The organism is Pseudarthrobacter polychromogenes (assembly GCF_014644495.1).
GTDB classification, from domain to species: domain Bacteria; phylum Actinomycetota; class Actinomycetes; order Actinomycetales; family Micrococcaceae; genus Arthrobacter; species Arthrobacter polychromogenes.
Genome location: NZ_BMKU01000013.1, coordinates 37,964 through 63,030, shown reverse-complemented (window position 1 = coordinate 63,030; position 25,067 = coordinate 37,964). Strand labels below are relative to the sequence as shown.

Genomic DNA, 25,067 nt, shown 5'->3' with positions numbered 1-25,067 from the left:
CTTTACGTTGGTGGCTTGCGCCGGTTCAGGCGCCGGGGCGCGGGGAAGCCAGGAACTTTTCGACGGCGGCGATCGCCAGTTCGGTGATGTCGCCGGCGTCCCCGCTGCCGTCCACGGAGACGAGCATTCCGCGGCCGGCGTAGACCGAGACTACTTCATGCGTCTCGCGGTGGTAGAGATCCAGGCGGCGCCGGAACACGTCCACGGTGTCATCCGTGCGGCCCTGCTCCGCGGCACGCCGGAGCATCCGCTGTTCCAGGACGGCGTCGGGGGCGGTCAGCTCAATGACCGCATCCAGCGCAAACCCTTGGGACACGAGCATGTTGTCCAGCTCCGCCACCTGCGGAGCCGTGCGCGGATAGCCGTCCAGCAGGAAGCCTTCCTGCAGGTCGCTGTCCTGCAGGCGGTCCTTGACCATCGCGTTGGTGAGGTGGTCCGGGACAAAATCGCCGTCGTCGAGATAGCCGGCAGCCTGGTTTCCCAGCTCCGTTTCCTCGTTGACGTTGGTCCGGAAAATCTCTCCGGTGGAGAGCGTGGGGACGCCAAAGTGCCGGGCCAGGTGTTCTGCCTGCGTTCCCTTGCCGGAGCCCGGCGGACCGATGATGAGCAGCCTGGTCATGTCCTGTCCCTCTTCCTGCCCCAGCGGGGCCTGCCAGCCGCCGGTTTCGGGGGTCTGCCGCCGGGAGCACCGGCGCCTGCTTCATTCTGCCGGTAAGTCCCCGGCCGGCGCCAGAGAGCCCACACCCGCATGTGTCAAAGTGACCATGTCCCCCGCCGGAGGATGTATATACTTTTGGAAATCGGTTTAGCAGCAGGCCGTTGGAAAGTTCCTCGATCCAGCGACCTTCACAGCCTGCCCGCACCGCCGGGGGGATGCTGGAAGTTGCCGGGTTGTCCTGAGCGAATGGCACCAAAAAAACCGTGGCCAGCGAGTCAACAGCAAAAACTGATACATCCATTACCGGGCACCTGCATGAACTGGTCCTCAACAGCTCTGATGTTGAGGACTTCCTCAACGAACTGGCACAGGTGTCCGCACGTAACCTTTCCGAGCCCGGCGATGAGATCATGTGCGCCATCACCCTCCTGCGGCAACGCAAGGCCGCGACCGTTGCGAGCAGCAGCCCGGATGCGAAGGCCATTGCGCACCTCGAGTACGAGTTCAGCGAAACGCCGAGCCTGACGGCGTCCGCCGCCCAGGAGAGCATTCACGTCCCAGATGCCCGCGACGACGGCCGCTGGCCCGAATACTCCTCGGCCGTGCTCGCCCAGGGCATCCGCTCCGTCCTCGCGCTGCCCTTCCAACTGGAGGGCGGGACGAAGGCTGCCCTGCTGCTGTACTCCCGCCGGCCACACCGTTTCGAGCCGCGCATCCTGGAATTCGCCGAGGACTTCGTGGGCCAGACTTCCCTGGCCCTGCGGCTGGCAGTGCGCTTTGCCCACTACAGCGAGACTGCGGCGAACCTCCGCGCCACGTTGGAGTCCCGGACGGTCATCGACATGGCCGTGGGCATCATCATGGCCCAGAACAGGTGCAGCCAGCAGGACGCCTTCGAGATCCTGAAAACGGCGTCCAGCACCCGCAACTCCAAGCTTCATGACGTTGCCGCGGCTGTGGTGAATTCGCTGGGCCAAGGGCCGGCACGCACGCACTACGACGGCTAGTTTTCACAGGCCCCTCATATATCCGGCAAATCCCCCTGCAAGCTTGCCTCCCTAGAAATGAGGCATGACTCCGCAACAAACCAGACAACGTAAACCCGGCCGCGCCCGGCGGGCCATCATCGCCGGGGCCGTGGCCCTCACCCTTTCTGCCGGGGGCGCCACGGCCTGGGCGCTGGACCGGTTTGTGGTCCAGCACGTCGAGATCGCCGACGTCTCAGCCTACGAAGCCAACCAGGCCGGCAGCTCTGCAGGAACCTCTGCCGGCACTTCCACCAGCGCTTCCACCGGCACGGCGGCAGACACCGCCAGCGGCTCGGGCGGCACCGCCGTCACCACGGACACCTCCTACGTCTCCGGCTCGTCCAACATCAACATCTCCACGGTGACCACCGGCAGCGGCGACACCACCGTCGCGTACTACGTTGCCGACGTCGTGCTCGATGACGCCACCACCCTCCAGTCCGCCTTCGCCAACGACAGCTTCGGCGAGAACATCACCGAAACCACCTCGGCCACTGCCGTGGCCAACAACGCAGTTTTCGCCGTTAACGGCGATTATTACGGCTTCCGGGACACAGGCATCGTGATCCGCAACGGCGTGGTGTTCCGCGACGAGGGCGCGCGGCAGGGCCTGGCGTTCTACCGCGACGGCACCGTCAAGGTTTATGACGAAGCCACCACCACGGCCGGGCAACTGGTCGCCGAGGGCGTCTGGAACACACTGTCCTTCGGCCCGTCCCTGCTGGACAACGGAGAGGTGGCTTCCGGAATCGAGGACGTGGAGGTGGACACCAACTTCGGCAACCACTCCATCCAGGGCGAGCAGCCGCGCACCGCCGTCGGCATCATCGATGAGAACCACCTGGTTTTCGTGGTGGTGGATGGCCGCAGCCCAGGCTACAGCGCCGGCGTCACCATGACCGGCCTGGCCGAGATCATGCAGGGCCTGGGCGCCACCACGGCGTACAACATCGACGGCGGCGGCTCGTCCACCATGTACTTCAACGGCGAACTGGTCAACAACCCGCTGGGTGAAAACAAGGAACGCGGCACCTCCGACATCCTCTACATCGCGCAGTAGGTCCGGCCATGATCATCCTGATCCCGGCCTACGAGCCGGACCTGCAGCTTCCCGCCCTGATCCGCTCCCTCCGCACCGCCAAGCCAAGCGTGCCGATCGTGGTGGTGGATGACGGCAGCGGCCAGGAGTACCCGAACGTGTTCGACGCCGTCAGGGACCTTGGGTGCCATGTCATCAGTTACGGGCGCAACAGGGGAAAGGGCTTCGCCCTCAAGTCCGGACTGGGCTTCATTGCGGACAACCTGCCCGGCCATGACGTGGTGTGCGCCGACAGCGACGGCCAGCACCTGACGGCGGACATCCTCCGGGTAGCCCATGCCCTGCAGGAGAACCGGGCTGGACAGGGCAGGTCCACGATGGTGCTGGGCAGCCGGAAGTTCACCGGCGACGTCCCGGCGCGCAGCCGGTTCGGCAACACCGCAACGAAGCTGCTCTTCACCCTGGCCACCGGCGAGCGCATTTCCGATACCCAGACCGGCCTCCGCGGCTACCCCGCCGCCATGATCCCCTGGCTCCGGTCCGTCCGCGGCGACCGGTACGAATACGAGCTGAACCTTCTGCTGGAAGCCCGTAATGCCGGCTACGCCATCCGTTCGGTGGACATCGCCACGGTGTACCTGGACCACAACTCCGGTTCCCACTTCCGGCCGCTGGCCGACTCGGTGCGGATCTACGCCCCGCTGCTGAAGTTCCTGGCCTCGTCCTTCACGGCGTTCCTGGTGGACACCGTGCTGTTCGTGCTGCTCACGCTGCTGGTCGATTCCCTGCTCCTGGCTGTGCTGGGCGCCCGGGCTGTGAGTTCCGCCGTGAACTTCATGGTGAACCGGCGCATCGTCTTCGACCACGGCAGGGACAGGCCGGCCGGCACCACCGGCGTCCGCTACTTCAGCCTTGCCGCCCTGCTGCTTGCCGCCAACTTCGGCCTTATCTGGGGCCTGGAAGGCACCGGACTGCTGGCACTTCCCGCCAAGGTCATAGCCGAGGTCATCCTGCTGGGCATCAGTTTCGTGGTGCAGCAGCGCTTCCTCTTCACGGCACAAGCTCGCGGAAAAGCAGCCGGCAAAACCGCGCCTACCGGTCCCAGCGAACCGTCAGCCAGCTCTCACATACCCGGCTAGGTTCCGTCACAGCACCCGCACAGTTTGGCCGGGCATCGTGAATACCAGCCCACCGAAAACATCCCGGAGAATCCCATGAACCCCCTTATTTTCATCCTCGCCGACCTGGCAGCCATCAGCATCCTGACCTTCGCCCTGTACCTCCGCCGCCACCGCCGCCGCGACCTGGTGGTGTCCTACCTGGGCATGAACGTGGGCGTCCTGGCCGTGGCCACAGCGCTCTCGGGTTCCGCCGCCGGGCTTGGCCTGGGACTGGGCCTGTTCGGGGTCCTGTCCATCATCCGGCTCCGTTCCACCGAACTGGCCCAGCACGAGGTGGCCTACTACTTCTCAGCCCTGGCCCTTGGCCTGATTGCCGGCCTGGGGATTGAGCCCCTCTGGCTGACCGGTTCCCTGATGGCCCTGATCCTGCTGGTGATGTTCGTGGGTGACCACCCGCGGGTCCTGCCGGCCCACCGCCACCAGACCGTTGTCCTGGACCGCGCCATTGCCGAGGACGGCGAACTCTACGCCCGGCTGGAAGAAGTCCTCCACGGCAAGGTCCACTCCGCCACCATCCAGGAACTGGACCTGGTGAACGACAAGACCATCGTGGATGTCCGGTACGCCTACTCCCCCGCAGCCTTCGCTGCAGCCGTCACGGCCCTGCCGGCGCCGCGGCACGCGGAACCTGCCCGCATGGAACCTGCCTCCCTTCAACCTTCCACCGGAGAACCAGCCACCGCCCGCCTGACAACCCCTGCAGGTGCCGCATGAGCATCCTCGCAACGGCCGCCGTCGTGAGCAACCTTCATTCCCTCCGGTCCGTTGGGCTGGAGGAGCTCAACTCCGAAGCCGCACTGCAGACCCGGGTGGACCGCAAGTACGTGGTCCCGGCCCGGCTTGCGGGCCAGCTCCTCGCCACGTTCCGCGCCGACGTCCGCGTCCTGGAGATGGACGGCTCCCGCAGCTTCGCCTACGACTCCGTCTACTTCGACACCGCCGGCCTGGACAGTTACCTGTTGGCAGCCCACGGCCGCCGGCGCCGGTACAAGATCCGCACCCGGACCTACGTGGACAGCGCGGTGAGCTTCCTGGAGGTGAAGACCGAAGGCGCCCGGGAAGCGACGGTCAAGGAACGCATCCCGTACCTTCCCGAGGACCGCGCCCGGCTCACGGCCGAAGGCCTGGAATACGTCCGCGAAACGCTCACCGCGGCTGTGGGTTCAGTGCCCCCAGGCCGCCTCCACCCGGTCCTGGAAACCCGCTACCACCGGACCACGCTCTACCTGCCGGAGTCCGGGAGCCGCGCCACCATCGACACGGACGTGACCTGGCAGCGTCCCGGCCAGACTGCTTGGGTGCTCAATGATGCGGTGATCCTGGAGACCAAGTCGGGCTCCACGGCCGGGCCGCTGGACCGGCATCTGTGGGCCTACGGCGTCCGCCCCTCCCGGATCTCAAAATTCGCCACCGGCATGGCCGCCCTGTGCCCGGACCTGCCCGCAAACCGCTGGAACCGGACGCTGCGCCGCAGCCTCTCCCTCCGGCCCGCAGCCTGACCACATCTCCCCCCGATTTAACCTGAAGGAAAAACCATGAAACGCTTCCGCACACACCTGTCCGTCACCGCGCTCGCCCTCGCCCTCGGCCTGGCGGGCTGCTCGGTGGGCGGCACGACGCCCACCGGGGTCTCGGCCGTCAGCAGTTCGGCCTCCACCACCAGCGCGGGCACTGCCGCCTCCACTGCCTCCACCGGCACTGCCGAGGCCGTCTCGTTGGACGCCCTCGCAGAAGACACCCACTACGACGCCGACGACCTCACCTGGGAGGCCGCCGCCGAAGTAGCCGTGACGCTGGCGGACGCTACCAGCACTGCCGCCGGCGGCACGTCGTCGTCCGCCGTAAAGATCGACGGCGACACCGTCACCATCACCGCCGCCGGCACCTACCGCCTCAGCGGCTCGCTGTCCGACGGGCAGGTGGTGGTGGCTGCCGGTGAAGAAGACGTGGTCCGCATCATCCTCGACGGGGCAGACATCACCAACTCCACGGGTTCCCCATTTGTGGTGGAGGGCGCGAACGAGGCGATCGTCTACCTCGCTGACGGAACCACCAACTCCCTCAGCGACGCCTCAACCTACGCCGACCAGGGCACGGACGCCCCCAACGCCGCCGTGTACTCCATGGCCGACCTCACGATTGCCGGGCCCGGGTCCCTCACCGTAGACGGCAACTTCAACGACGGCATCTCCTCGAAGGATGGCCTGGTCCTGGCCGCCGGCAACGTGACGGTGGACGCTGCGGACGACGGCATCGTCGGCAAGGACTATGCGGTGCTCCTGGACGGCGCCTACCAGGTGACAGCGGGCGACGATGGCTTCAAGTCCGACAACGAGGAGGACGAGGGCCGCGGCTGGGTCCTGGTCAACGGCGGCACCCTGAACGTCAACGCCGGAGACGACGGGATCAAGGCCTTCAACACGCTCACTATCGCTGCCGGCACCACCACCGTGGAGGAATCGGAGGAAGGCCTCGAAGCCCAGCACATCATCATGACCGGCGGCACCGCCACCGTCACCGCCAACGACGACGGCGTGAACGCCTCAGGCGGCAGCACAAGTTCCAGCACCACCGCCGCAGGCGGAATGGGCAGCGGAATGGGCGGTGGCATGGGTGGCGGGGAGATGGCCGTGGGCGACTACACCGTGAACATCAGCGGCGGCCTGCTCACCATCAACGCCGAAGGCGACGGCCTGGACTCCAACGGCAACGCCAGCATCTCCGGCGGCACCGTCGTCGTCAATGGGCCCACCAACAACGGCAACGGGGCGCTGGACGTCAACGGTGAGCTGGCCGTCACGGGCGGAACCGTGGCCGCTGCCGGCAGCGCGGGCATGGCTGTCTCACCGGGAGCCTCCTCCACGCAGTCCGGCGTGCAGGTGACCCTGGAATCCTCCGTTCCCGCCGGCACGGTAGTCCAGATTGCCGATTCCTCCGGCAACGTGGTGGCAGCCTTCGTCACCACCAAGGCCGCAGCGTCACTGGTGTTCTCCTCCGCGGCCATCAGCGACGGCCAGGAATACACCATTTACACCGGCGGGACGGCAACGGTCAGCGCGGGCATCGGTGAAGGGTCGCTCGACGGCGCCACGGAACAGGGTACGGTCACCGCCGGAGACTACACCGCAGCGCAGGGCCCCGGCGGAGGCGGCGGCCCCCGCTGGTAGCCCCCAATCCTCTATCACCTAACGCAACGTTTCCCCCAACGCTCTCTCACTTAACGCAACGTTTCCCCCAACGCTCACTCACGTCCGGCGGCGGCAGTCATGCCGCCGCCGGACGTTTTACGTGCGCTGGACGTGCGGGGAGGGCAGCGGCTACTTGGCGAGGAAGCGCAGGAGTGCTTCGTTCACTTCGGGGGCGTGCGTCCACAGCAGGCCGTGCGGGGCACCTTCGATTTCCACATAGTCGGCGCTGGGCAGTGCCTTGGCGAACAGCCGGCCGGTGGAGTCGATGGGCAGGATATTGTCCGCGGTGCCGTGGAGGATAAGCGCGGGGACGTCGATCTTAGGGATGTCATCCCGGAAGTCCGTGAGCCACGTGGGCTGGGCCGCCACTGATGCAGTGGCGCCAGCACCCGCGGCCAGGCTCCAGCTGGCGTTGACGGCCTCCTGGCTGAGTCGGGGCGTGCCCAGGAACGTGTCCGAGTTGTAGAAGTTCTTGAAGAATTCGGTGAAGAAGGCATACCGGTCCGCAGTGACGGCCTCCTTCAGCCCATCGAAAACCTCCTGCGGGACGCCGTCCGGGTTGTCGTCAGTCTTGAGCAGGAACGGTTCCAAGGAGCCGAGGAAGGCTGCCCGCGCAACCCGGGAGGAGCCGTAGGTGCCCAGGTAACGGCCCACCTCGCCGGTGCCCATGGAGAAGCCCACCAGAACGACGTCGGTCAGGTCCAGAGTTGTCAGTATGGTGTTGAGGTCGGCGGCGAAGGTGTCGTAGTCGTATCCCTCGGTGGTCTTGCTGGATTTCCCGAAGCCGCGCCGGTCGTAGGTGATGACACGGTAGCCGGCGTCAAGGAGCGCAGCGGTCTGCTTTTCCCAGGAGGATCCGTCCAGGGGGTAGCCGTGGATCAGGACGACGGGCTGGCCGGAGCCGTGGTCTTCGTAGTAGAGCTCGATATCAGTGCTGTTTTCGGTTCCAACGGTGATGAAGGCCATCGCGGCGGGTCCTTTCGAGACTGTGGGTTCGGTGCGGCCGCCGAAGGAGCCGCGGCCGCGCAGTACCTACTCTAGGGCGGTCCACCGCCCCGTCCAGTCTTCCCCGCGTGAGTTGGTTGCCGGGCCGGCCCTGCTACGGGGAGGGTTGCGGAAGTTCGCAGGAAATCTGGGGATTTGCTCCCATGTAGTTCAGGGGGCCGGCAGCGATGGTGACGGCAATGGTTCCCGCCTCCGCGCAGTTGCCGGGCGCGGCGCCGAAATAGCCGCGCTGCCAGGCGGCCACGCCGCCAATGATGAGCCAGATAACGATGAGTGCTCCGAGAATCCGCATGATTCCTCCGTTGGGCGCCGCGGCTGTGGAATCAATTATGCGCGCCTGCCCCGGGTGCACGAGAGGGGTCCAGGGAAAGTGAGAGAGCGTCTGCCGGAAACCTGCAGGGAGTGAGAGAGCGTCTGCCGGAAACCTGCAGGGAGTGAGAGAGCGTCAGGGGAAACGTTGCGTTAAGTGAGAGAGCGTCGGTGGGGACAGAAAAGCACCTCCGGTCCCGGGGATAATCCCGGAGCCGGAGGTGCCTTCAGTGCTTTGGACAGGCGGTGCGGTTGTTAAGCCGTGGCCGTCTTGCCGGGCAGTGCCAGCTTGAAGATCTTGCCCCAGGTGGATCCGACCTGCTTCAGCAGCGGCCCGGTGGTGTACTTCAAACCGTAGCGCTGGCAGATCTCACGGACCTTGGGCGCCACCTCGGCGTACCGGTTGGAGGGCAGGTCCGGGAAGAGGTGGTGCTCAATCTGGTGAGAGAGATTACCGGTCATGATGTGCATGAGTTTGGACCCGGAAATGTTGGCGGAGCCGATCATCTGGCGGATGTACCAGTCGCCGCGGGTTTCGCCCTCCGCCATTTCCTCCGTGAAGGTGTCAGTGCCTTCGGGGAAGTGGCCGCAGAAGATCACGGCGTGGGCCCAGACGTTGCGCACGGCATTGGCCGTCAGGGTCCCGTATAGCGCCTGCTTTCCGGAGCCGGTCAGCATGGCGACGGCGGGGGTCGCGGCGTAGTCCTTGGTGAACTGGGTGACAACCTTCTTGCCGAGGGCCTTGAGGTCCTTGAGCAGCGCTTCCTTGGACTTCTTGCCTTCCTTGAACTCCGTGAGCTCAAGGTCGTAGATGGCGATGCCCCACTCGAAGAGCGGCGCCAGGATGGCGTTGAACACCGGGTTGGCCAGGTTGATGGGCTTCCACGGCTGCTGTTCGTCCATCCGCAGGAGGTTGTATCCGACGTCGTTGTCCTTGCCCACCACGTTGGTCCAGCGGTGGTGGAGGTCATTGTGGGTGTGCTGCCACGAACGCGAGGGGGTGACGAAGTCCCACTCCCAGGTGGTGGAATGGATGTCCGGGTCCCGCATCCAGTCCCACTGGCCGTGCAGGACGTTGTGCCCGATTTCCATGTTTTCCAGGATCTTGGCCAAACTCAGCAGGGTGGTTCCGGTGACCCAGGCAGCCTTGTTCTTGCTGACCAGCAGGGCGGCACGGCCGGAGATCTCCAGGCCACGCTGGATCTTGATCACGCGGCGGATGTAGGCGGCGTCGGCTGAACCGCGCTTGGCCAGGATCTCGTCGCGGATGGCGTCGAGTTCGCGCCCGAGTTCCGCCACCTGCTCATCACTCAGGTGGGCGGCGGCCGGCGGCCGGACAGTGGGGCTGCCGGACTCGGCGAGCTTTCCGGGGCGCGTCCTTGACCCTCCGGTCGGCTTGCCTTCGGCGGGTGTGGTTTTGCTCGGTGTTACTACAGTCATACCGTGATGCTCCTCAGATTTCGAGGTTGACGGGTCCGGCGGCTGCCGAGACGCACGTTTGGATCAGTTGGCCGGGTTCGCCGTGGACTTCCCCGGTGCGGAGGTCCCTCACCTGCCCGGACAGGAGTGGGGTCAGGCAGCTGTGGCAGATGCCCATCCGGCAACCGCTGGGCATCAGTACCCCAGCGTCCTCCCCCACGTCCAGGATGGGGGTGTCGCCGTCGGCCTCCACCTCACGGTCGGAGGCCTCAAAGGTGACCAGCCCGCCGTCGTGCCCCACTCCGGCGTCGAAGGTGGTGTTGAAGCGCTCGATCATGAGGTTGCCGGCACTGCCTGCGACTGCAACGTCGGAACCCGGCGCTGCCGTGGTGAGCGCCGCGCGCTTCCACAGCGCCTCGGCGTCGTCCAGGAAGCTGTCCGGACCACAGGCATAAGCCGCGCGTTCCTTCCAGTCGGGACAAATCTCGTCCAGCTGGGAGGTGTTGGTGAGGTCCATGCGGCCCTGCTCGCCGGTGAACCAGTGGGCGAGGCGGAAGTTGGGGAACTGGTCCGCCAGCTCCGCGAGTTCCTCGCGGAAGAGGCTGTCTCCGGGGGTGCGGGCCGAGTGGACCAGCACGACGTCGGCGTCCGGACGACGCGGGACAAGGGTGCGGATCATGGACATGACGGGCGTGATGCCACTGCCCGCAGTGACCATCAGCAGGGGGCGGGGGTGCTCCGGAAGCACGAAATCGCCCTGCGGAGGAGCCAGGAACAGGACGTCGCCCGGCTTGGTGGTCCGCACCAGGGTGCCGGACACCGCCCCAACATCAGTGACCGTGATGGCGGGGTCCTTGCCGGCAGGCGTGCTGAGGGAATACGACCGCCAATGGCGGACGCCGTCCAGCTCGACGCCGATGCGTGCCCACTGGCCTGCCAGGTGCGAGTGCCAGCCGCGGCCGGGCCGGAAGAAGATAGTTGCTGACTGTGCCGTCTCCTGCACCACGCGCGTGACCACGCCACGAAGCTGGCGCGCAGAGTAGACGGGATTGAACAGGGCTAGGATGTCCTCCGGCGACAGGGGCGTGGTGAGGACAGTGGCCGCCTGGGCCAGCTGACGTAACCGGATCATGGGATTAAGCCTAGAGCGGCGCGAGCCATATTTCTCTCTCTCCGTCATATGACCGTTCCGCAGTCACGCTGTAGTAATGGCGCTAAGCCCCCAAGCCGCACTCTAAGAGTAACGGTTCGGCAACGCGGAAAGTTCCGTAATGGTTCAATAAGCCTGCTTAGTATATCGCGGACAGGGCCCGCAGGGGAGAATTTTTTACCGTCCAAGGGGCGTTGCGCCTGTTCAGGAGCCCGGGCTCCATCCCAGCGCAGGCGCGATATGCCGGACGATATTGCCCAGCAGCTTCGCGTTGAAGTCAACGCCCAACTGGTTGGGCACGGTCAACAGGAGGGTGTCAGCCGCCTGGACGGCGGTGTCCGCAGCCAATTGCTCCGCCAGGACGTCCGGGGCGCCGGCGTAGCTCTTCCCGAACCTGGCAGTCAGTCCGTCGATAATGCCCACCTGGTCCCGGCCGTCCCGAAGGGCGGCACCGGCAAAGAAGCGGCTGTCTTCCTCATCCACGATGGGCAGGACACTGCGGCTGACCGATACCCGTGGTGTGTGCTCGTGGCCCGCTGCAGCCCAAGCGTCCCTGAACAGCTGGATCTGCTCGGCCTGGAGTTCGTGGAAGGGCACGCCGGTGTCCTCGGTCAGCAGCGTGGAGCTCATCAGGTTCATGCCCAGTTCCGCGGCCCAGACCGCCGTCTTCCGGGTTCCGGCTCCCCACCAGATTCGCTCGGCGAGCCCGGGCGACTGTGGCTGGACGGGCAGGAGCCCCACGGCTCCGCCTGCGTACCGCGGGTCCGCTTCCGCAACCCCCGCGCCGGTGATTGCCTTCCGGAAGAGGGCGGTGTGCCGGCGGGCCCTATCCGCGTCCGTTTCTCCGGGGCCGGGCACGTACCCGAATGCTGCCGCCCCCTGGCGGGCGGGCTCGGGTGACCCGCGGCTGATGCCGAGCTGCAGCCGGCCGCCGCTGATCAGGTCCACGGCCGCGGCTTCCTCGGCCATGTAGAGCGGGTTTTCGTACCGCATGTCGATGACGCCTGTGCCGATCTCGATCCTGGTGGTGCGCGCGGCGATGGCGGACAGAAGCGGGAATGGCGAGGCCTGCTGCCGGGCGAAGTGGTGCACCCGGAAAAATGCTCCGTCCAGCCCGAGCTCCTCCGCGGCCACCGACAGGTCGATGGCCTGGAGGAGTGCATCACCGGCGGTCCTGGTGCGGGAGCCCTGCCCGGGACCCCAATGGCCAAATGAGAGAAATCCGATGCGCTCCATACACGGCCCAACCCTGGCCCGGCCCCCGGCATTCCCGCCCCCTTGTGAATCCGGCTGGCATGATGGCGTCGTGGGTATCCCTGATGAAGCTGTGAGCATCGCCAAGACCGTGGTGCTGTTTGTCCTGGCTGCTGCGGCGGAAATCGGCGGCGCATGGCTGGTGTGGCAGTCAGTGCGTGAAGGAAAGGACTGGTGGTGGGCCGGCTTGGGCGTCATCGCCCTGGGGGCCTACGGCTTCGTGGCCACGTTCCAGCCGGACGCTCACTTTGGCCGGATCCTGGCGGCATACGGCGGGGTGTTTGTGGCCGGGTCCCTTGCCTGGGGAATGGTCTTTGACGGTTTCCGGCCGGACCGCTGGGACATCACGGGTTCACTGATCTGCCTGCTGGGCGTGGCCGTGATCATGTTCGCCCCTCGCAGCGGGGCCTAGCGCCGACCAGGGCACAGCGCAGCGGCGGACAGTGGAGCAGAGGATGCACCCAGCCGCGTAGCTAAACTGGCTCCGTGACCAACCGCGAGCAGCCCGCCAGCGCCCCCGTTCCGCCGTCGCGCGGGAAAATCGCCGAACGCCTGCTGCCTGGCGGGGAGGAACCGGACCCGCGTTTCACCTTGGCCAATGAGCGCACGTTCCTTGCCTGGATCCGCACCTCCCTCGCGCTGCTGGCCGGCGGAATCGCCATTGAGGCCTTCACCTCGGATCTCTTCCTGGAACCGGTCCGAAAGGGCCTGGCGGTGGTCCTGCTTCTGCTCGGCATGCTGTTGAGCGCCGGCTCCGCTGTCCGGTGGCTCCGGGTGGAACGCAGCATGCGCAACAAGGCGCCGCTGCCGCTGCCGCTCATCGTGCCGCTGCTGGCCGCCGCCGGCGCCCTGGCGGCCGCCGTCGTCCTGATCTTCATTCTCTGGCCCTGACCCGTGGCACCATCCCGCGGTCCCGCGCCACTGCATGGGGATCCCGGCCTGCAGCCTGAACGGACCACTCTTGCGTGGGGCAGGACCATGCTGGCCCTGGTGACAGTCAGCGCGATTTTCCTGCGCTGGCTGCCGCAGCATGGCCTGCCCATCCTGCTCCTGTTCACGGTGTCGGCCGGAACGGCCGCCGGCATCTACTTCACGCAGCGGCGCCGCTACAGCGTGAGCTCGCACGGCATCCGCGAGGAAATGCACGACGCCGATATCACCGCCGTGCTGTGGACGGCTTTCGCCGGGGTGCTGCTGGGTGCCCTCGGCATTGGCGTGGTGCTCATTGGATAGAGCGGCCGTGGCTAGAACATGGGCAGGATAAAGCCGGCAAGGAACGCCACGGCGCCGATGCCCGTCAGGCACCGGCCCAGTACTGATGCGGTCCTGCCTGCCTCTTCCGGCGCAGCGGTCTGCCATTGGGTGGGGCGCTTGGGGTGGTAGTAGATAGGGAGGGTTTCGCCCACGGCCAGCTCCCTGATGTCGTGGGGTGACATGGGGGCGTGGTGCACCTGGTACTTGCGGTCGAACCAGCGGAAGCCCACGCCCGTGCTGTCGGAGTACACCACCGCTTCAGCCACAGCCCACGGATGAACGAAGCGGCGGAGGAAGCCTGTGTAGAAGAGCAGTGCGAGCCCGGCGGGCAGGCACATCCAGGTCAGCATTTCCAGGATTGGACCTGCCATATCAAGCACAGTGGGCATGATTCAGATGGTACAGGCGTACGCTGGGGTAACCGGTCCGGGGAGTAAGGGGAAGCCATGAACGATCAGGATATTTTGACGCGCATCCAGGCCCTCGTTGAGGAGGAGCACTCACTGCGGGAGGCTTCCGGGGACGGGCAGGTGCCGGACAAGGCGCGGCTGAAGCAGGTGGAGGAAAGCCTGGACCAGTGCTGGGACCTGCTGCGGCAGCGGCGGGCCAAGTCGGACTCCGGTGAGAACCCCAACGATGCCGAAGCCCGGCCCGTCAGCGAAGTAGAAGGCTACAAACAGTAGCGGCCCCACAGATTGGAGCGTCCATGCGTCTGGCTGTCGCCCAGATCATCAGCAGTGCGGACCCCGCAGAAAACCTGGGACTGATCCGGGACTATGCTGCCCAGGCGAAAGCCGCCGGTGCGGAACTGGTGGTGTTTCCCGAGGCCGCCATGCGCGCCTTCGGCCATTCCCTCCGCGATGTAGCGGAGCCACTGGACGGCCCCTGGGCCGGCGAAGTCCGGGCCGTTGCGCGGGACCTGGGCATTGCGATCGTGGCCGGCATGTTCACTCCGGGGAAGGACGGCCGGGTCCGCAACACCCTTCTGGTCACGGGCCACGGCGTGGATACCTCCTACGACAAGGTCCACCTCTTCGACGCTTTCGGCTTTACAGAATCGAAGACCGTTGACGCGGGTGAAACTCCGGTGACCTTTGAGCTCAACGGCACGGTCTTCGGCCTTGCCACCTGCTACGACGTCCGTTTCCCGGCCCTCTTCACTGCCAACGCCCGGGCCGGGGCGCAGGTCAACATCGTATGCGCGTCCTGGGGAGCCGGTGAGGGCAAGGCTGAGCAGTGGGACCTCCTGGTGCGGGCACGCGCCCTGGACAGCACCACGTTCGTGGTGGCCTGCGGCCAGGGGGACCCGGAAACCATCGGCGCAGGTCCTGCAGGGAGCGCACCTACGGGCATAGGGCACAGCGCGGTGATCGGCCCCCTGGGCTCCGCCGTGGTGGCGCTGGGCGGCAGGCCGGAACTAGCCGTCGTTGATATCGACCCGTCCGTTGTGGATGAGGTGCGCAGCAAACTTCCGGTGCTGGCCAACGCACGGCACTTCTGACCCCTTCACTGCCGCCCCGGGAGGGTGAGCCGCCGGTTACGCGCAGGAAACCTGCCAGTTCATCGCGGACGACGACGGTCCTCACCTTCCGCGCGGTCCGTCCCGCGCCGTTGCGCCGGCCTGGGGCTTTTTGCCGCAAGGGCACCTCCGTATGGAGGGCGCCGGTTAACACGCTTGAAACATGATCGACGCGTGAACTTCATGCAAGGGCTGATTGCGTAACGCAGCCGCAACTTTTGCGCGCCTTTCCGGAAACACCGGAGGACAAGCATAGAGGCCGGGGGAAGTGCGAGGGCCGGCAAAGAGCGCCCCGCTGGCGCAACGCGAAGGGACCCGCAGGTGGAGATTTCTGTCCAACATGTCTGGTTGATGATTTCAGCCGCGATGGTTTTGCTGATGACGCCCGGACTGGGCCTCTTCTACGGCGGCATGACCCGCGCCAAGGCCGCCCTCAACATGATCATGATGAGCTTCATCTCCGCCGGGATCGTTGGTGTGGTGTGGGTCCTGTGGGGCTACTCCATGACAACGGGCGACGGTGTGCTGGGCCTCTTCGGCAACCCCTTCGCCAACTTCGGCCTGCAGAACCTGATGGGCTCCCCCGACCTGATCAAAGCCGGCTACAGCGCCACGTTCGCGATCATCACGGTGGCGCTGATCAGCGGCGCGATTGCCGACCGCGCAAAGTTCGGCGCCTGGGCACTGTTCGTACCGCTCTGGATCACGGTGGTCTACTGCCCGCTCGCGTACATGGTCTGGGGCGGGGGTCTGATGAGCGCCGGCGGGGCAGTCACCGCCGTGTTCGGCCAGGTCATCGACTTCGCCGGCGGTGCAGTGGTGGAGATCAGCTCCGGGACCGCAGCCCTGGTCCTGGCCCTGATCGTGGGGCAGCGCCACGGCTTCGCCAAGGACCCCAACCACCGTCCGCACAACATTCCCTTCATCATGCTGGGTGCCGCCATCCTGTGGTTCGGCTGGTTCGGCTTCAATGGCGGCGCGGCAACAACTGCTGAGCAGGCAGGCCTGATCTGGGTGAACACCCTGGTGACTCCCGCCGCGGCGATGCTGAGCTGGCTGGTCACCGAAAAGATCCGCCATGGTCATCCCACGTCACTCGGTGCCGCCTCGGGTGTGGTTGCCGGGCTCGTGGCCATAACGCCGTCCTGCGCCAACATCAGCCCGGTGGCCGCTGTCGGCCTGGGCTTCGTGGCCGGAGCTGCCTGCGCCGTGTTCGTTGACCTGAAGTACCGCTTCGGCCTGGACGATTCGCTGGACGTTGTGGGCGTGCACCTCGGCGCCGGACTCATCGGCACCCTTGCGCTCGGCTTCATCGCCCTTCCCGTGGATGGCCAGGGCGGCGGACTCCTCTACGGCGGGGGTGCGCAGCAGCTGATTGCCCAGACGGCGGCTGTGGTGATCACCCTGCTGCTCTCCGGCGCCGGAACCTTTGTCATTGGCCGCGCCATCAACACGACCATCGGCTTCAGGGTCAGCCTTGAGGCGGAAACCGCTGGAGTGGACCTTGCTGAACACGCTGAGAGCGCCTATGCCTTCGGTGAAATTGGCGCGGGATTCAATCCGCAGCATCCCGTTTCCCACTCCCCCGCAGCAGAGATGGCAGATGCCGCCGACCGGCCCAGCAAGAGCGCCACGCGCGTTAAGGAAAACTCCTTCGCTTGACCGGCGCGGCGGTTATGGCCGGGAAGCCGGGTTGCAACCGCCGCGATTAGTCGGCCAGGATCTTGTACAGCGCCCGCCGGGTCTCATCCATTTTTTCGATGGCTGCGGCGCGCTGCTCCTCGCTAACACCACCGCGGAACTGGTGGATGGCTCCCATCAGCTTGCCGATGCTCTGATGGAACTCGCGGTCGGAGTTGTCCGGCCCGGCATTCCAGGCATTGTCCATTTCCTCACCGTGCTCGGCCACATAGGCCCGGCCCCGGTCCGTGAGCGTGAACTCCGTCCCGCGGCCCTCGCTGAGGGCTGAGATCAGGTCCTCGTCGACGAGTTGCTGCAGCGTGGGGTAAATGGACCCGGGGCTGGGCCGCCACGCGCCCTCCGTTCTTTCGGCAATCGTCTTGATCAGTCCGTAACCGTTGGAGGGTGACTCGGCCAGGAGCGAGAGGATTGCTGCCCGGACATCCCCCCTGCTGGCCCGCCGTGAGCCACGGCCGAACCCCGGACCGAACCCTGATCCAAAACCGGGTCCGGAACCGGGCCCAAACCCCGGCCCAAAACCAGAACCAAAGCCACCCCCGCGGTGTCCATGCGGCCCCCTGCGGCCCCTGCCCCGCCCGAATGGCTCGTTTCGGAATTCAGCGCCGGGAAATTTCTCTTCGTGTATGCCTTTCATCGTGGCATCGTCCTTTCACAGGATAATTCATCGACCTCTTCGGCGATAGTTAACGATATGTCGTTAACTATCGCCTGGTCAAGATCGTGAGTGTGATCAAATCATGACCTTTCGGCACCTCAAAGTGCCGTTGGACGGGCGTAGTCTTTTGAGACCTCCAAGCTCGAGGGCTGAATGATGGCGAAGAAAAGGAAGCGCAGAAGCGGTTTCGGCGCTGCCCTGGGAAGGTTCCTGGGGTTCCTGGCGGCGAGTGCCATGTGCGGGGTCCTGGCCGCCAGCCTGGTGGTTCCGGCGGTGGCGGCAGCGGGATTCGGCGTCAGTAATTCCATTGGTTTCTTCGACAGCCTGCCCGAGGAACTCACTGTCCAGCCGCCGTCGCAATCCACCAAAGTCCTCACCGCCGACGGCCAGCCAATCGCCACCTTCTTTGCCGAGAACCGCGTCAGGATTCCGCTGGACCAGATGTCTCCCCACATCAAGGACGCGATCATTGCCATCGAGGACAGCAGGTTCTACGAACACGCGGGCATCGATCCCCAGGGGATCGTGCGGGCCGTGGTGTCCAACCTGACGCAGGGTGGCCAGCAGGGTGCCTCAACCATCACGCAGCAGTACGTCACCAACGTGATCAACGAAGCGCGCTTGTCGCAGGACAGGCCGGACGAGGTGATCCTCTCCGGACAGAAGGACGTTGGTGACAAGCTGCGGGAGATGAAGCTGGCCATTGCGCTGGAAAAGGAGTTCACCAAGGAGCAGATCCTTGAGGGCTACCTGAACATCGTCTTCTTCAACAGCGACGCCTACGGCATCGAGGCGGCGTCGCGCTACTTCTTCAGCACCACCGCCAAGGACCTCACCATTCCGCAGGCTGCGCTGCTGGCCGGGCTCGTCAACAGCCCCACGTTCTACAACCCTGCGATCAACCCGGACAAATCAATCGTCCGCCGGGACCAGGTGCTTTCGGAGATGCTGCTCCAGGGCAGGATCACGCAGGCTCAGCACGATGAAGCCGTGGCCACGCCGATTGAACTGAAGATCAGTCCGGAACGGCAGGGCTGCGCCTACGCGGCCATGGCGCCCTACTTCTGCGACTACGTGTCCCATCTCATCCTGAACAATCCTGCGTACGGGCCCAGCCTGATAGAACGGCAGCGGAAGCTCTACCGCGGCGGACTCACCATTGTCACCACCCTGGACAGCAGGCTGCAGGCAGCCGCCCAGGCACAGGTGGATGGCACGGCAGGACCGAACCCGGACCGGTGGGGTGCCGCCCTGGTCACCGTGCAGCCCGGGACCGGCAAGATCCTGGCGATGGCCCAGAACACGGTGTTCCTGCCGGAACCGGGGAAGTTCGACACGCACCTGAACTTCAACGTGGATGCCAAGGACCCGCAGGGAAATGACCTCAACGGAGCGGGCGGCTTCCAGCCCGGGTCCACCATGAAGCCGTTCACCTTTGCCCAGTGGCTTAACGAGGGCAAGTCCCTGACTGCGGAGGTGGATGCTTCACGGCGCGTCTATCCGCTGGACTTCCCGTGGCGGTCCAGCTGCGGGAAGGTGATGGGCGCCTACAACACCGCGCAGAACAACCCTACGCTGGGCGCAGCTGACGACCTCCAGAACGCCGAGGAGGGCTTCTACCGGAAGATGCCCATCAATTACGGGCTGTACAACTCGATCAACACCGCCACGTTCGCCACGGCCGCGCAGCTGGATTTCTGCGGTATCCAGAAGATGGTGGACGCGGTGGGGCTGCACAGCGGACTCGATGGAGCGCCGGTCAACATGCATCAGTTGGGCAACCTTCTCGGCGCTATCGGCGTGGCTCCCCTTCACCTGGCCAACGCCTTTGCCACGTTTGCCAATGACGGCCGCTACTGCACACCCATCGCCCTGGTGGACGTCAAGGATGAGGCCGGGGGCAATCTTCCCGCCCAGCCCGCGGAGTGCCGTGACGCTGTGAAGCCGGACGTGGCCCGTGGAGTCAACAATGTGCTGCAGGATGTGCTCGTCAGGGGTTCAGGCGTGTGGATCAACCCCAAGACCCATGACAAGTTCCCGGTGGCGGCCAAGACCGGCACCTCAAACAACAATGGGTCCACCTGGATCGTTGGCTACACCACCGGTATTGCCACCGCGTCCTTCTTCGGCGACGCACTGGAGGGACAGAAGCGGGCAGGGCAGAACGTGACCATCAACGGGACTTTCTATCCCCGCCTGGACGGCTACATGATTGCCGGGCCGCAGTGGGCCAACTACATGCTTCAGGCTGCCCCGCTGTATCCCACCAATCCGTTCCCGGCTCCTCCGCCATCGATGATGGGCCCGAGTCCGTCCCCCAGTCCCCGCCCCTAAGTTCGATTTCAGCCGGCCACGCCGGCACGGCCAACCACCTGCACGGTGGGCTTTGTTTGGTGCCCCTGGTCCTTGAGCCGCGGTTGTTTCCCGGGGGCTCGTGGCTGCAGATGGAAATCACGACGGCGGGACGGAGTGCCCGTGCCGGGTGGTGGTGGTGCGGTGGAGTGGTAGGTGTGGCCGGTGGGGGTGTGGAGTTCCACGGTGTGTCGTGGTCCGGGTACGGGTTTGGCTGAAAATCCGGGTGTTTCTTTGTTGTGGTTGCAGGCTTCGCAGAGGCCTTGGCCGTTGGTGCTGGTGGTTGTGCCGTTATTGTGCCAGGGGGTGATGTGGTCGTGGTGGCGGATGGGCGCGTCGCAGTAGGGGGTGCGGCAGGTGTCGTCGCGGACCTGGAGGAACCGTCGGAGCCCGGGCGGGAAGAGCCGGGCCTTGGAGTCCATGGCGAGAAGTTCTCCAGTTCCGGGGGCGGTGTAGAGCCGGCGGAGCCAGATGTTCAGTTCCCCGGCGTTAGCTTCTGATTCGGTGCGGACTGCTTTCCTGGCCCATTCGGCGGGGACGATGCCGTAGCCTGCGAGGCGGGCGGGTTCGCTGTCGCACTGGAACAGGGTGCGGTCGGTCATGACCAGCTGCACCTCGATGCCGGCGACCCCGCCAGGGGTGCCGGTAACGTTCCCAACGAGCTGATCGGCCATGATCTGGCCCTTGGACCGTTCGTCCCCAGAGGACCGCAACGTATCCGCATGCCGGGTCAGGGCCGCGTAGACGGCCACCCCCTGGGCGACGGGCAGCAGGGCGGTCAGGCGGGCCATGGTGTCCGGCGCCGGGCGGAGCGTCACGGTCCGGTCGTTCACCGCATGGGCGGCTCGTCTGGCAACGGAGTGCGGGTCGCGCCGGTACGCGGCAGCCCGGACCGCGGCAATGATGGCCCGGTCCCCGGCCCCTGCCAGTGACCCTGCACCTGTCAGGGTGCCGGTGTCGGCGGCGAGTTCCTTATCCACCGCGCACCGGTCCTCGGCGGACAGGCACGCTGTTTCCTTCACGATCAGGGTGGCACGCCATTCGTTCAACTGCCCGGACTGCAGGGCGGCCAGGGTGTGGGGCATCTCGGTGACGAGGGCTTTGGCCAGGCCCAGGAGGCGGCCGCCGCGGGCCGGGGACTCCCGCCGCGCCAACGCGACCTGCGCGGCAACACCGGCGCCGCGCTCCTTGGCCGGGACACCGGCCGCGGCCTGCTCCCGCCGCTGTGAAAGATCAAAAGCCACAGCAATCCGGGCCTGTTGCGCAGCCGCCAGCGATTTCAGGTCCTCAAGCTCCCGCAACTGATCAATCATCCCCGGACCAGTAGAAGCAGGACGGACGGAAGCCAGGGAACGCGAGACGTCAGCCACGGACAGCACACCAGGAACCGGCGGCGCAACGGAGTCAACTGGAGTGCCGGCAGCAGGCGAGCGACGAGTCACAGACAAATCAGGCCGGCGCCATGCCTGCCCCGTTTCCAAAAGCCCACCAATTGCCATGACCCAACTCTGCCAAAGACCACCGACAATTTGCGCGCCCTCAATCCCCTGTGTGGAAAACCAGAAAACAGCAGCAGCCCGCCCCTCCTCTGGCAGGATTGGCGGGGTGAAGATCCTCGAAACCCAGCGGCTGGTTCTCCGGCAGTGGGAGCCGGAGGACGCCGGCTTTGTACTGGACCTCTACTCGCGCTGGGAGGTGCAGCGTTTCATCGGCAACCATCCCCAGGTGATGCGGGACCGGTCCCAGGCCGACGAGCGCATCCGCGCCTGGCGGCACATGGACAGCTTCGTCCACGGCGCCTGGGCAGTGGAGTTGAAAGGGCTACCGCAAGGGGAGTACGGACCGTCAGGCCAGGGCCAGGGTTACGACCAGACTCCCCCGCTTGCCGGCACCCTGCTCCTGAAGTCCATTCCGGCCTCGGGCGCTTCCCTGCCCCTGGAGCCCTCAGGGGACACCGAAATAGGCTGGCACTTCCACCCGGACCACTGGGGGCATGGCTATGCAACTGAAGCTGCGGCAGCGGTCCTGTCCTACGCGTTTGCAAGCGGCCTGGAACGGGTGGTGGCAGTGACCGCGCCAGCCAACACAGCCTCGCAGAACGTCTGTTTACGGGTCGGAATGAAGCACTGCGGGCAGACAAACAGTTACTACAACGCGCTGTGCGAGCTGTTTGAAGCGACAGCCCCCGCACCAAGCCAGGGACCCCACTAAGGCGAGGACCACCCAGGCGAGGACGACGACGGCGGGACGCAGCGCCGTCGTACGTCCGGCTACGTTGCACCTTTCCACAGCCGTTGCCACCATGGGCGCGCAGGCTGCGGTTCTGCATGAGGCTCGGCGGGGCGGGCCGCACGGCGCTGGCGCCACCGGCCCACTTCCTCATCAACGTCCCGGGTTTTGGTGATGACCGGCGGACCGCCCTGCAGCTGGCGCCGGGCGTCGACGACGCGGCGGTTGAAATCCTGCAGGATATCCCGCACCTGCTGCTCCGTGTACTGGGCGTCGAGCCTGGCATCAAGCTCGGCGTCCTCCTTCCGGAGCAGGATGACCGCCGGCCCGAGGCCGCTGATGTTTTCCCGCTGGATGAGGCCCTTGACCCACCAGTCGGGATCGTAGGACTCCCCCAGCCCGGGAATCGGCTTGCCGGCGTACTTGAGGTTGTCGAACTTGCCCTGCGCCATGGCATCGCGGACAAGGTACTCCGCCCGGGCGGAGTCGCTCACCTTCTTGCGCTTCTCCCGCTCCTTCTCGTCAAGGGCGTCCAGCTCCGCTTCTTCCTCCGCGGTAATGCCTGCCCCGCGGTAGGTGCGGAGTTCGGCGGCACGCTCCAGGCGCTTCCGGTACTCCGCTGCACCGCTCCCCATTGCCGCCACCGCCTCACGTTCGTGCCAATGCCTTCCTTCCAGTATTCAGAAGCCTTTGTCCGGGTTCAACGCCCATCCCGAACAACGGCACGGAGCTGGAGCCGGGCGGCTTCGCTTCGTTTAGGCTGGGCAGGCGGGGTCCACACGGAGGAGGCAGTGCCATGGATACCAACGGAACACCGGAGCGCTCGGCAACGTTCAGCTGGACAGATCCACGCGTGGGCCTTGAGCACCTGTCCCGGCTGTCCGGGCTGGACTACCTCTCCGGCATGCGGGACGGAACCATTCCGCGGCCGCCCATGGCGTCCCTGATGAACCTGGCCCTTGTTGGGGTTGAGCCGGGGCGCGTGGAATTCGAATGCCGGCCGGCCGAAGCGCACTACAACCCGCTGGGCATGGTGCACGGCGGGTTGGCCTGCACGCTGCTGGACACCGTTGTGGGGTGCGCGGGGCACAGCACCCTGGCCGCCGGATTCGGTTACACGTCCATCGACCTCTCCGTCAGCTACCTCCGCCCCATCACCTTGAAGCACGGCGTGCTGCGGGCCGAGGGGACCGTGACCAAACCAGGGTCGCGGGTCATCTTCGCCGAGGGGCGCATCCTCGGGCCGGCCGGTGAACTCCTGGCCACCGCCACCAGTTCACTCCTGGTATTCGCCGCGGCCCCGGCCCGGTAGGGCCTGGCAGCCAGCCCCGGAAAGACTGAAGCGTACGACGGCGGGACGTCCCGCCGTCGTACGCTTCAGTTGCGCTGGTGGAGCGGGAGGCCGCTCAGGCGTTGGCGTGTTCGGCCAGGATCGCGTCGATCTGGCCTAAGGCCTCCTTCATGCCCTCCTCCATGCCCATCTTGACCATCTCTTCCATCTGCTCTTCGGAATCGAAGATGGACATGATGGTCATGCGGGTGCGGCCGCCGATGTCCTCCAGGTCTACAGCGGCATGGGCACTGCCCATGGCATCCAGGGGCGCTCCGGTTTCGTCAGCGAAGCCGTCATCGAATTCGAGCTTGCGCGGCGGCTCGATGGTTCTGAATTTCCACCAACCTCGGGGCTTCTCGCCTTCGGGGGTGGTCATGTAATAGTCGGCCTTCCCGCCGGGCTGGAAGTCGAACCGGTCAAACGTGGCCGGATAGTTGGGCGGACCCCACCAGCGCTCCAGCTGGCGCGGGTCTTCCCAGATCTGCCAGACGCGCTCGACGCCGGCGTCGAACTCCGCCACGAGGGTGAGGCTGAGGGCCTCGGGATTCTTGGTGGAACTGATAACAGGCATTGCGTAACCTTTCTATCCTTCAGCCAGAATGTCTGCGATCCGGTCGACGCGCTGCCGCCAGATCGCCTCATACTCGTCGAGCAGCCGCCGGGCTTTTTGCAGGCCTTCATGGTTACCCCGCACAATCTGCTCCCTTCCGCGCTTTTCCTTGGTCACCAGGGATGCGCGCTCCAACACCGCAACGTGCTTCTGGACTGCGGCGAAGCTCATGGCATAGAGGGCAGCGAGACCGGAAACCGAAGACTCCCCCACCGTCACGCGGCGCACGATGTCACGTCGGGTGGAATCTGCGAACGCCTGGAACAGGCGGTCCAGTTCGACTTCACGGAGCTGATCTACAACCATTTGGTTGTACGATAGTCCTGCCCGCCCAGGCTGTCAATGGCCTGCGGAAACGGGGTTCCCACTTCGGCGCAAAGGCCGTTGGGGCCGGTATCTTGAAGGCCATGAGCATCTTCCTTGCCGGCGCCGGGCCGGACCATCTGGCCTTTCCGGAAGTCTTTGACCGTTTCGCCCAGGCCGTCAGCCAGCGTGCCCGCCAGAAGGCGCCCGTGCGGGTGGCGGTGGTAGTTCATGACCGCGGCGAGAACCCGGAAAGCCTCCTCCCGGCCTATGTTGATCCGCTGCTCGCACGGATTCCGATTGAGGTGGTGCCGGTCCTGCTGGGTGCGGGCGCGCCTGCCAACCCTTCGGTGTTCGACGGCGTCGACGGGCTGGTGGTGGGCGGTGGACTGACGCCGGCGTACTGGGAAGGACTCGCCGCGTCGGCAACCGCCATTTCCCGGGCCGTGGCCGGCGGCGTGCCCTACCTCGGCTTTTCCGCCGGTGCCATGATCGCTCCCCGCAGGGCGCTGGTGGGCGGCTACCGGAGCCGCGGCATTGAGGTCTGCGGCGAAGAATGCTCGGAGGGCCTGGCCGATCTCGAAATCCGGGACGGCCTGGGCCTGGCCCCGTTCGCGGTCGATGTCCACGCCGCCCAGGCCGGCACGCTCAGCCGCGCGCTGGGAGCCGTGGCTGCAGGACTGGTGGAGAGGGCCGTGGCCGTGGACGAGAACACCGCCCTGGTGCTGGCAGCGGCAGACGACGACAGCTTCGAGGTACTGGGCCACGGCAACTGCTGGGACATCCGCTGGGCCGGCACGGCCTGCAGCGTCTCCGTGCTTCGGGCGGACTGAGGGTAAATCACAGCCTCTTGCGGGGCAGTTCTGTAGCCACAACAGGC

General features: G+C 65.9%; 28 protein-coding genes. 16 read left to right on the top strand and 12 right to left on the bottom strand.

What is annotated here, in order from left to right:
* Positions 1-25: 25 nt before the first annotated feature.
* Entirely contained in the window at positions 26-619 is a 594-nt protein-coding gene (locus tag IEX43_RS17300) for an adenylate kinase (protein WP_188812991.1), read from the bottom strand.
* Between the two features lie 302 nt (positions 620-921).
* On the opposite strand from IEX43_RS17300, the gene IEX43_RS17295 reads away from it, so the two are divergent.
* From IEX43_RS17295 to IEX43_RS17270, 6 genes are all read left to right on the top strand, one after another.
* Positions 922-1,665, top strand: a complete 744-nt coding sequence (locus tag IEX43_RS17295; RefSeq protein WP_188812989.1) for a GAF and ANTAR domain-containing protein — start codon at positions 922-924, stop codon at positions 1,663-1,665.
* Positions 1,666-1,729: 64 nt separating this feature from the next.
* A complete protein-coding gene (locus IEX43_RS17290) occupies positions 1,730-2,746 on the top strand; it encodes a phosphodiester glycosidase family protein (protein WP_188812988.1) in 1,017 nt (338 codons plus the stop codon).
* Positions 2,747-2,754: 8 nt separating this feature from the next.
* Positions 2,755-3,864, top strand: a complete 1,110-nt coding sequence (locus tag IEX43_RS17285) for a GtrA family protein (RefSeq protein ID WP_188812986.1) — start codon at positions 2,755-2,757, stop codon at positions 3,862-3,864.
* Between the two features lie 75 nt (positions 3,865-3,939).
* On the top strand, positions 3,940-4,620 hold the full coding sequence (locus IEX43_RS17280; RefSeq protein ID WP_188812984.1) for a DUF4956 domain-containing protein: 681 nt from the start codon (positions 3,940-3,942) through the stop codon (positions 4,618-4,620).
* Complete coding sequence (locus tag IEX43_RS17275; RefSeq protein ID WP_188812982.1) at positions 4,617-5,405, top strand: polyphosphate polymerase domain-containing protein; 789 nt, start codon at positions 4,617-4,619, stop codon at positions 5,403-5,405. The genes IEX43_RS17280 and IEX43_RS17275 overlap by 4 nt, the downstream gene beginning before the upstream one ends.
* 36 nt (positions 5,406-5,441) lie before the next feature.
* Positions 5,442-7,073: a carbohydrate-binding domain-containing protein gene (locus IEX43_RS17270; RefSeq protein WP_188812980.1), complete on the top strand. Its 1,632-nt coding sequence runs from the start codon at positions 5,442-5,444 to the stop codon at positions 7,071-7,073.
* Positions 7,074-7,223: 150 nt separating this feature from the next.
* Here IEX43_RS17270 and IEX43_RS17265 read toward each other — a convergent pair whose 3' ends face one another.
* The 5 genes from IEX43_RS17265 to IEX43_RS17245 form a co-directional block, all read right to left on the bottom strand.
* Positions 7,224-8,060 carry an alpha/beta fold hydrolase gene (locus tag IEX43_RS17265; RefSeq protein ID WP_188812978.1) on the bottom strand — a complete coding sequence of 279 codons (837 nt, stop codon included), beginning with the start codon at positions 8,058-8,060 and terminating at the stop codon, positions 7,224-7,226.
* Positions 8,061-8,193: 133 nt separating this feature from the next.
* On the bottom strand, positions 8,194-8,391 hold the full coding sequence (locus tag IEX43_RS17260) for a hypothetical protein (protein WP_188731640.1): 198 nt from the start codon (positions 8,389-8,391) through the stop codon (positions 8,194-8,196).
* Positions 8,392-8,663: 272 nt separating this feature from the next.
* Entirely contained in the window at positions 8,664-9,848 is a 1,185-nt protein-coding gene (locus tag IEX43_RS17255; RefSeq protein ID WP_188812976.1) for a fatty acid desaturase family protein, read from the bottom strand.
* Between the two features lie 13 nt (positions 9,849-9,861).
* Positions 9,862-10,959: a ferredoxin reductase gene (locus IEX43_RS17250; RefSeq protein WP_188812974.1), complete on the bottom strand. Its 1,098-nt coding sequence runs from the start codon at positions 10,957-10,959 to the stop codon at positions 9,862-9,864.
* A 222-nt stretch (positions 10,960-11,181) separates the two neighbouring features.
* Positions 11,182-12,213, bottom strand: coding sequence for an LLM class flavin-dependent oxidoreductase (locus IEX43_RS17245; RefSeq protein WP_188812973.1), 1,032 nt, complete (start codon positions 12,211-12,213; stop codon positions 11,182-11,184).
* Positions 12,214-12,304: 91 nt separating this feature from the next.
* Between IEX43_RS17245 and IEX43_RS17240 the strand changes: the two genes are divergently transcribed.
* The 3 genes from IEX43_RS17240 (at position 12,305) to IEX43_RS17230 (ending at position 13,464) form a co-directional block, all read left to right on the top strand.
* Positions 12,305-12,643, top strand: a complete 339-nt coding sequence (locus IEX43_RS17240) for a YnfA family protein (protein ID WP_188813053.1) — start codon at positions 12,305-12,307, stop codon at positions 12,641-12,643.
* 74 nt (positions 12,644-12,717) lie between these two features.
* Positions 12,718-13,122, top strand: a complete 405-nt coding sequence (locus tag IEX43_RS17235; protein WP_104189497.1) for a YidH family protein — start codon at positions 12,718-12,720, stop codon at positions 13,120-13,122.
* A gap of 3 nt (positions 13,123-13,125) precedes the next feature.
* On the top strand, positions 13,126-13,464 hold the full coding sequence (locus IEX43_RS17230) for a DUF202 domain-containing protein (protein WP_188812971.1): 339 nt from the start codon (positions 13,126-13,128) through the stop codon (positions 13,462-13,464).
* Between the two features lie 11 nt (positions 13,465-13,475).
* On the opposite strand, the gene IEX43_RS17225 is transcribed toward IEX43_RS17230, so the two are convergent.
* On the bottom strand, positions 13,476-13,874 hold the full coding sequence (locus IEX43_RS17225) for a DUF3592 domain-containing protein (RefSeq protein ID WP_104189495.1): 399 nt from the start codon (positions 13,872-13,874) through the stop codon (positions 13,476-13,478).
* 57 nt (positions 13,875-13,931) lie between these two features.
* Here IEX43_RS17225 and IEX43_RS17220 point away from each other — a divergent pair, with 57 nt between their 5' ends.
* From IEX43_RS17220 to IEX43_RS17210, 3 genes are all read left to right on the top strand, one after another.
* Positions 13,932-14,168 carry a DUF2630 family protein gene (locus tag IEX43_RS17220; RefSeq protein WP_104189493.1) on the top strand — a complete coding sequence of 79 codons (237 nt, stop codon included), beginning with the start codon at positions 13,932-13,934 and terminating at the stop codon, positions 14,166-14,168.
* A 23-nt stretch (positions 14,169-14,191) separates the two neighbouring features.
* On the top strand, positions 14,192-14,986 hold the full coding sequence (locus tag IEX43_RS17215; RefSeq protein WP_188812969.1) for a carbon-nitrogen hydrolase family protein: 795 nt from the start codon (positions 14,192-14,194) through the stop codon (positions 14,984-14,986).
* Positions 14,987-15,355: 369 nt separating this feature from the next.
* Positions 15,356-16,666: an ammonium transporter gene (locus IEX43_RS17210; RefSeq protein WP_377102863.1), complete on the top strand. Its 1,311-nt coding sequence runs from the start codon at positions 15,356-15,358 to the stop codon at positions 16,664-16,666.
* 46 nt (positions 16,667-16,712) lie between these two features.
* On the opposite strand, the gene IEX43_RS17205 is transcribed toward IEX43_RS17210, so the two are convergent.
* The gene (locus IEX43_RS17205; RefSeq protein ID WP_188812965.1) at positions 16,713-17,339 is read right to left on the bottom strand and encodes a PadR family transcriptional regulator; all 627 of its coding nucleotides are present in this window, start codon (positions 17,337-17,339) and stop codon (positions 16,713-16,715) included.
* A 177-nt stretch (positions 17,340-17,516) separates the two neighbouring features.
* On the opposite strand from IEX43_RS17205, the gene IEX43_RS17200 reads away from it, so the two are divergent.
* On the top strand, positions 17,517-19,694 hold the full coding sequence (locus IEX43_RS17200; protein WP_188812963.1) for a transglycosylase domain-containing protein: 2,178 nt from the start codon (positions 17,517-17,519) through the stop codon (positions 19,692-19,694).
* Positions 19,695-19,702: 8 nt separating this feature from the next.
* Here IEX43_RS17200 and IEX43_RS17195 read toward each other — a convergent pair whose 3' ends face one another.
* The gene (locus tag IEX43_RS17195) at positions 19,703-21,025 is read right to left on the bottom strand and encodes an HNH endonuclease (RefSeq protein ID WP_188812961.1); all 1,323 of its coding nucleotides are present in this window, start codon (positions 21,023-21,025) and stop codon (positions 19,703-19,705) included.
* A gap of 292 nt (positions 21,026-21,317) precedes the next feature.
* Here IEX43_RS17195 and IEX43_RS17190 point away from each other — a divergent pair, with 292 nt between their 5' ends.
* Entirely contained in the window at positions 21,318-21,923 is a 606-nt protein-coding gene (locus IEX43_RS17190) for a GNAT family N-acetyltransferase (protein ID WP_188812959.1), read from the top strand.
* 59 nt (positions 21,924-21,982) lie between these two features.
* On the opposite strand, the gene IEX43_RS17185 is transcribed toward IEX43_RS17190, so the two are convergent.
* Complete coding sequence (locus IEX43_RS17185; RefSeq protein WP_188812956.1) at positions 21,983-22,576, bottom strand: DnaJ family domain-containing protein; 594 nt, start codon at positions 22,574-22,576, stop codon at positions 21,983-21,985.
* 161 nt (positions 22,577-22,737) lie between these two features.
* On the opposite strand from IEX43_RS17185, the gene IEX43_RS17180 reads away from it, so the two are divergent.
* Positions 22,738-23,253, top strand: a complete 516-nt coding sequence (locus IEX43_RS17180; protein WP_188812954.1) for a PaaI family thioesterase — start codon at positions 22,738-22,740, stop codon at positions 23,251-23,253.
* Between the two features lie 94 nt (positions 23,254-23,347).
* Here the strand turns inward: IEX43_RS17180 and IEX43_RS17175 are convergent, their stop codons facing one another.
* Both IEX43_RS17175 and IEX43_RS17170 read right to left on the bottom strand, forming a co-directional pair.
* On the bottom strand, positions 23,348-23,845 hold the full coding sequence (locus IEX43_RS17175) for an SRPBCC family protein (RefSeq protein ID WP_188812952.1): 498 nt from the start codon (positions 23,843-23,845) through the stop codon (positions 23,348-23,350).
* 12 nt (positions 23,846-23,857) lie between these two features.
* Positions 23,858-24,190, bottom strand: a complete 333-nt coding sequence (locus IEX43_RS17170) for an ArsR/SmtB family transcription factor (RefSeq protein ID WP_188812950.1) — start codon at positions 24,188-24,190, stop codon at positions 23,858-23,860.
* A 101-nt stretch (positions 24,191-24,291) separates the two neighbouring features.
* On the opposite strand from IEX43_RS17170, the gene IEX43_RS17165 reads away from it, so the two are divergent.
* A complete protein-coding gene (locus IEX43_RS17165) occupies positions 24,292-25,020 on the top strand; it encodes a Type 1 glutamine amidotransferase-like domain-containing protein (protein ID WP_188812948.1) in 729 nt (242 codons plus the stop codon).
* The last annotated feature ends 47 nt before the right edge of the window (positions 25,021-25,067 follow it).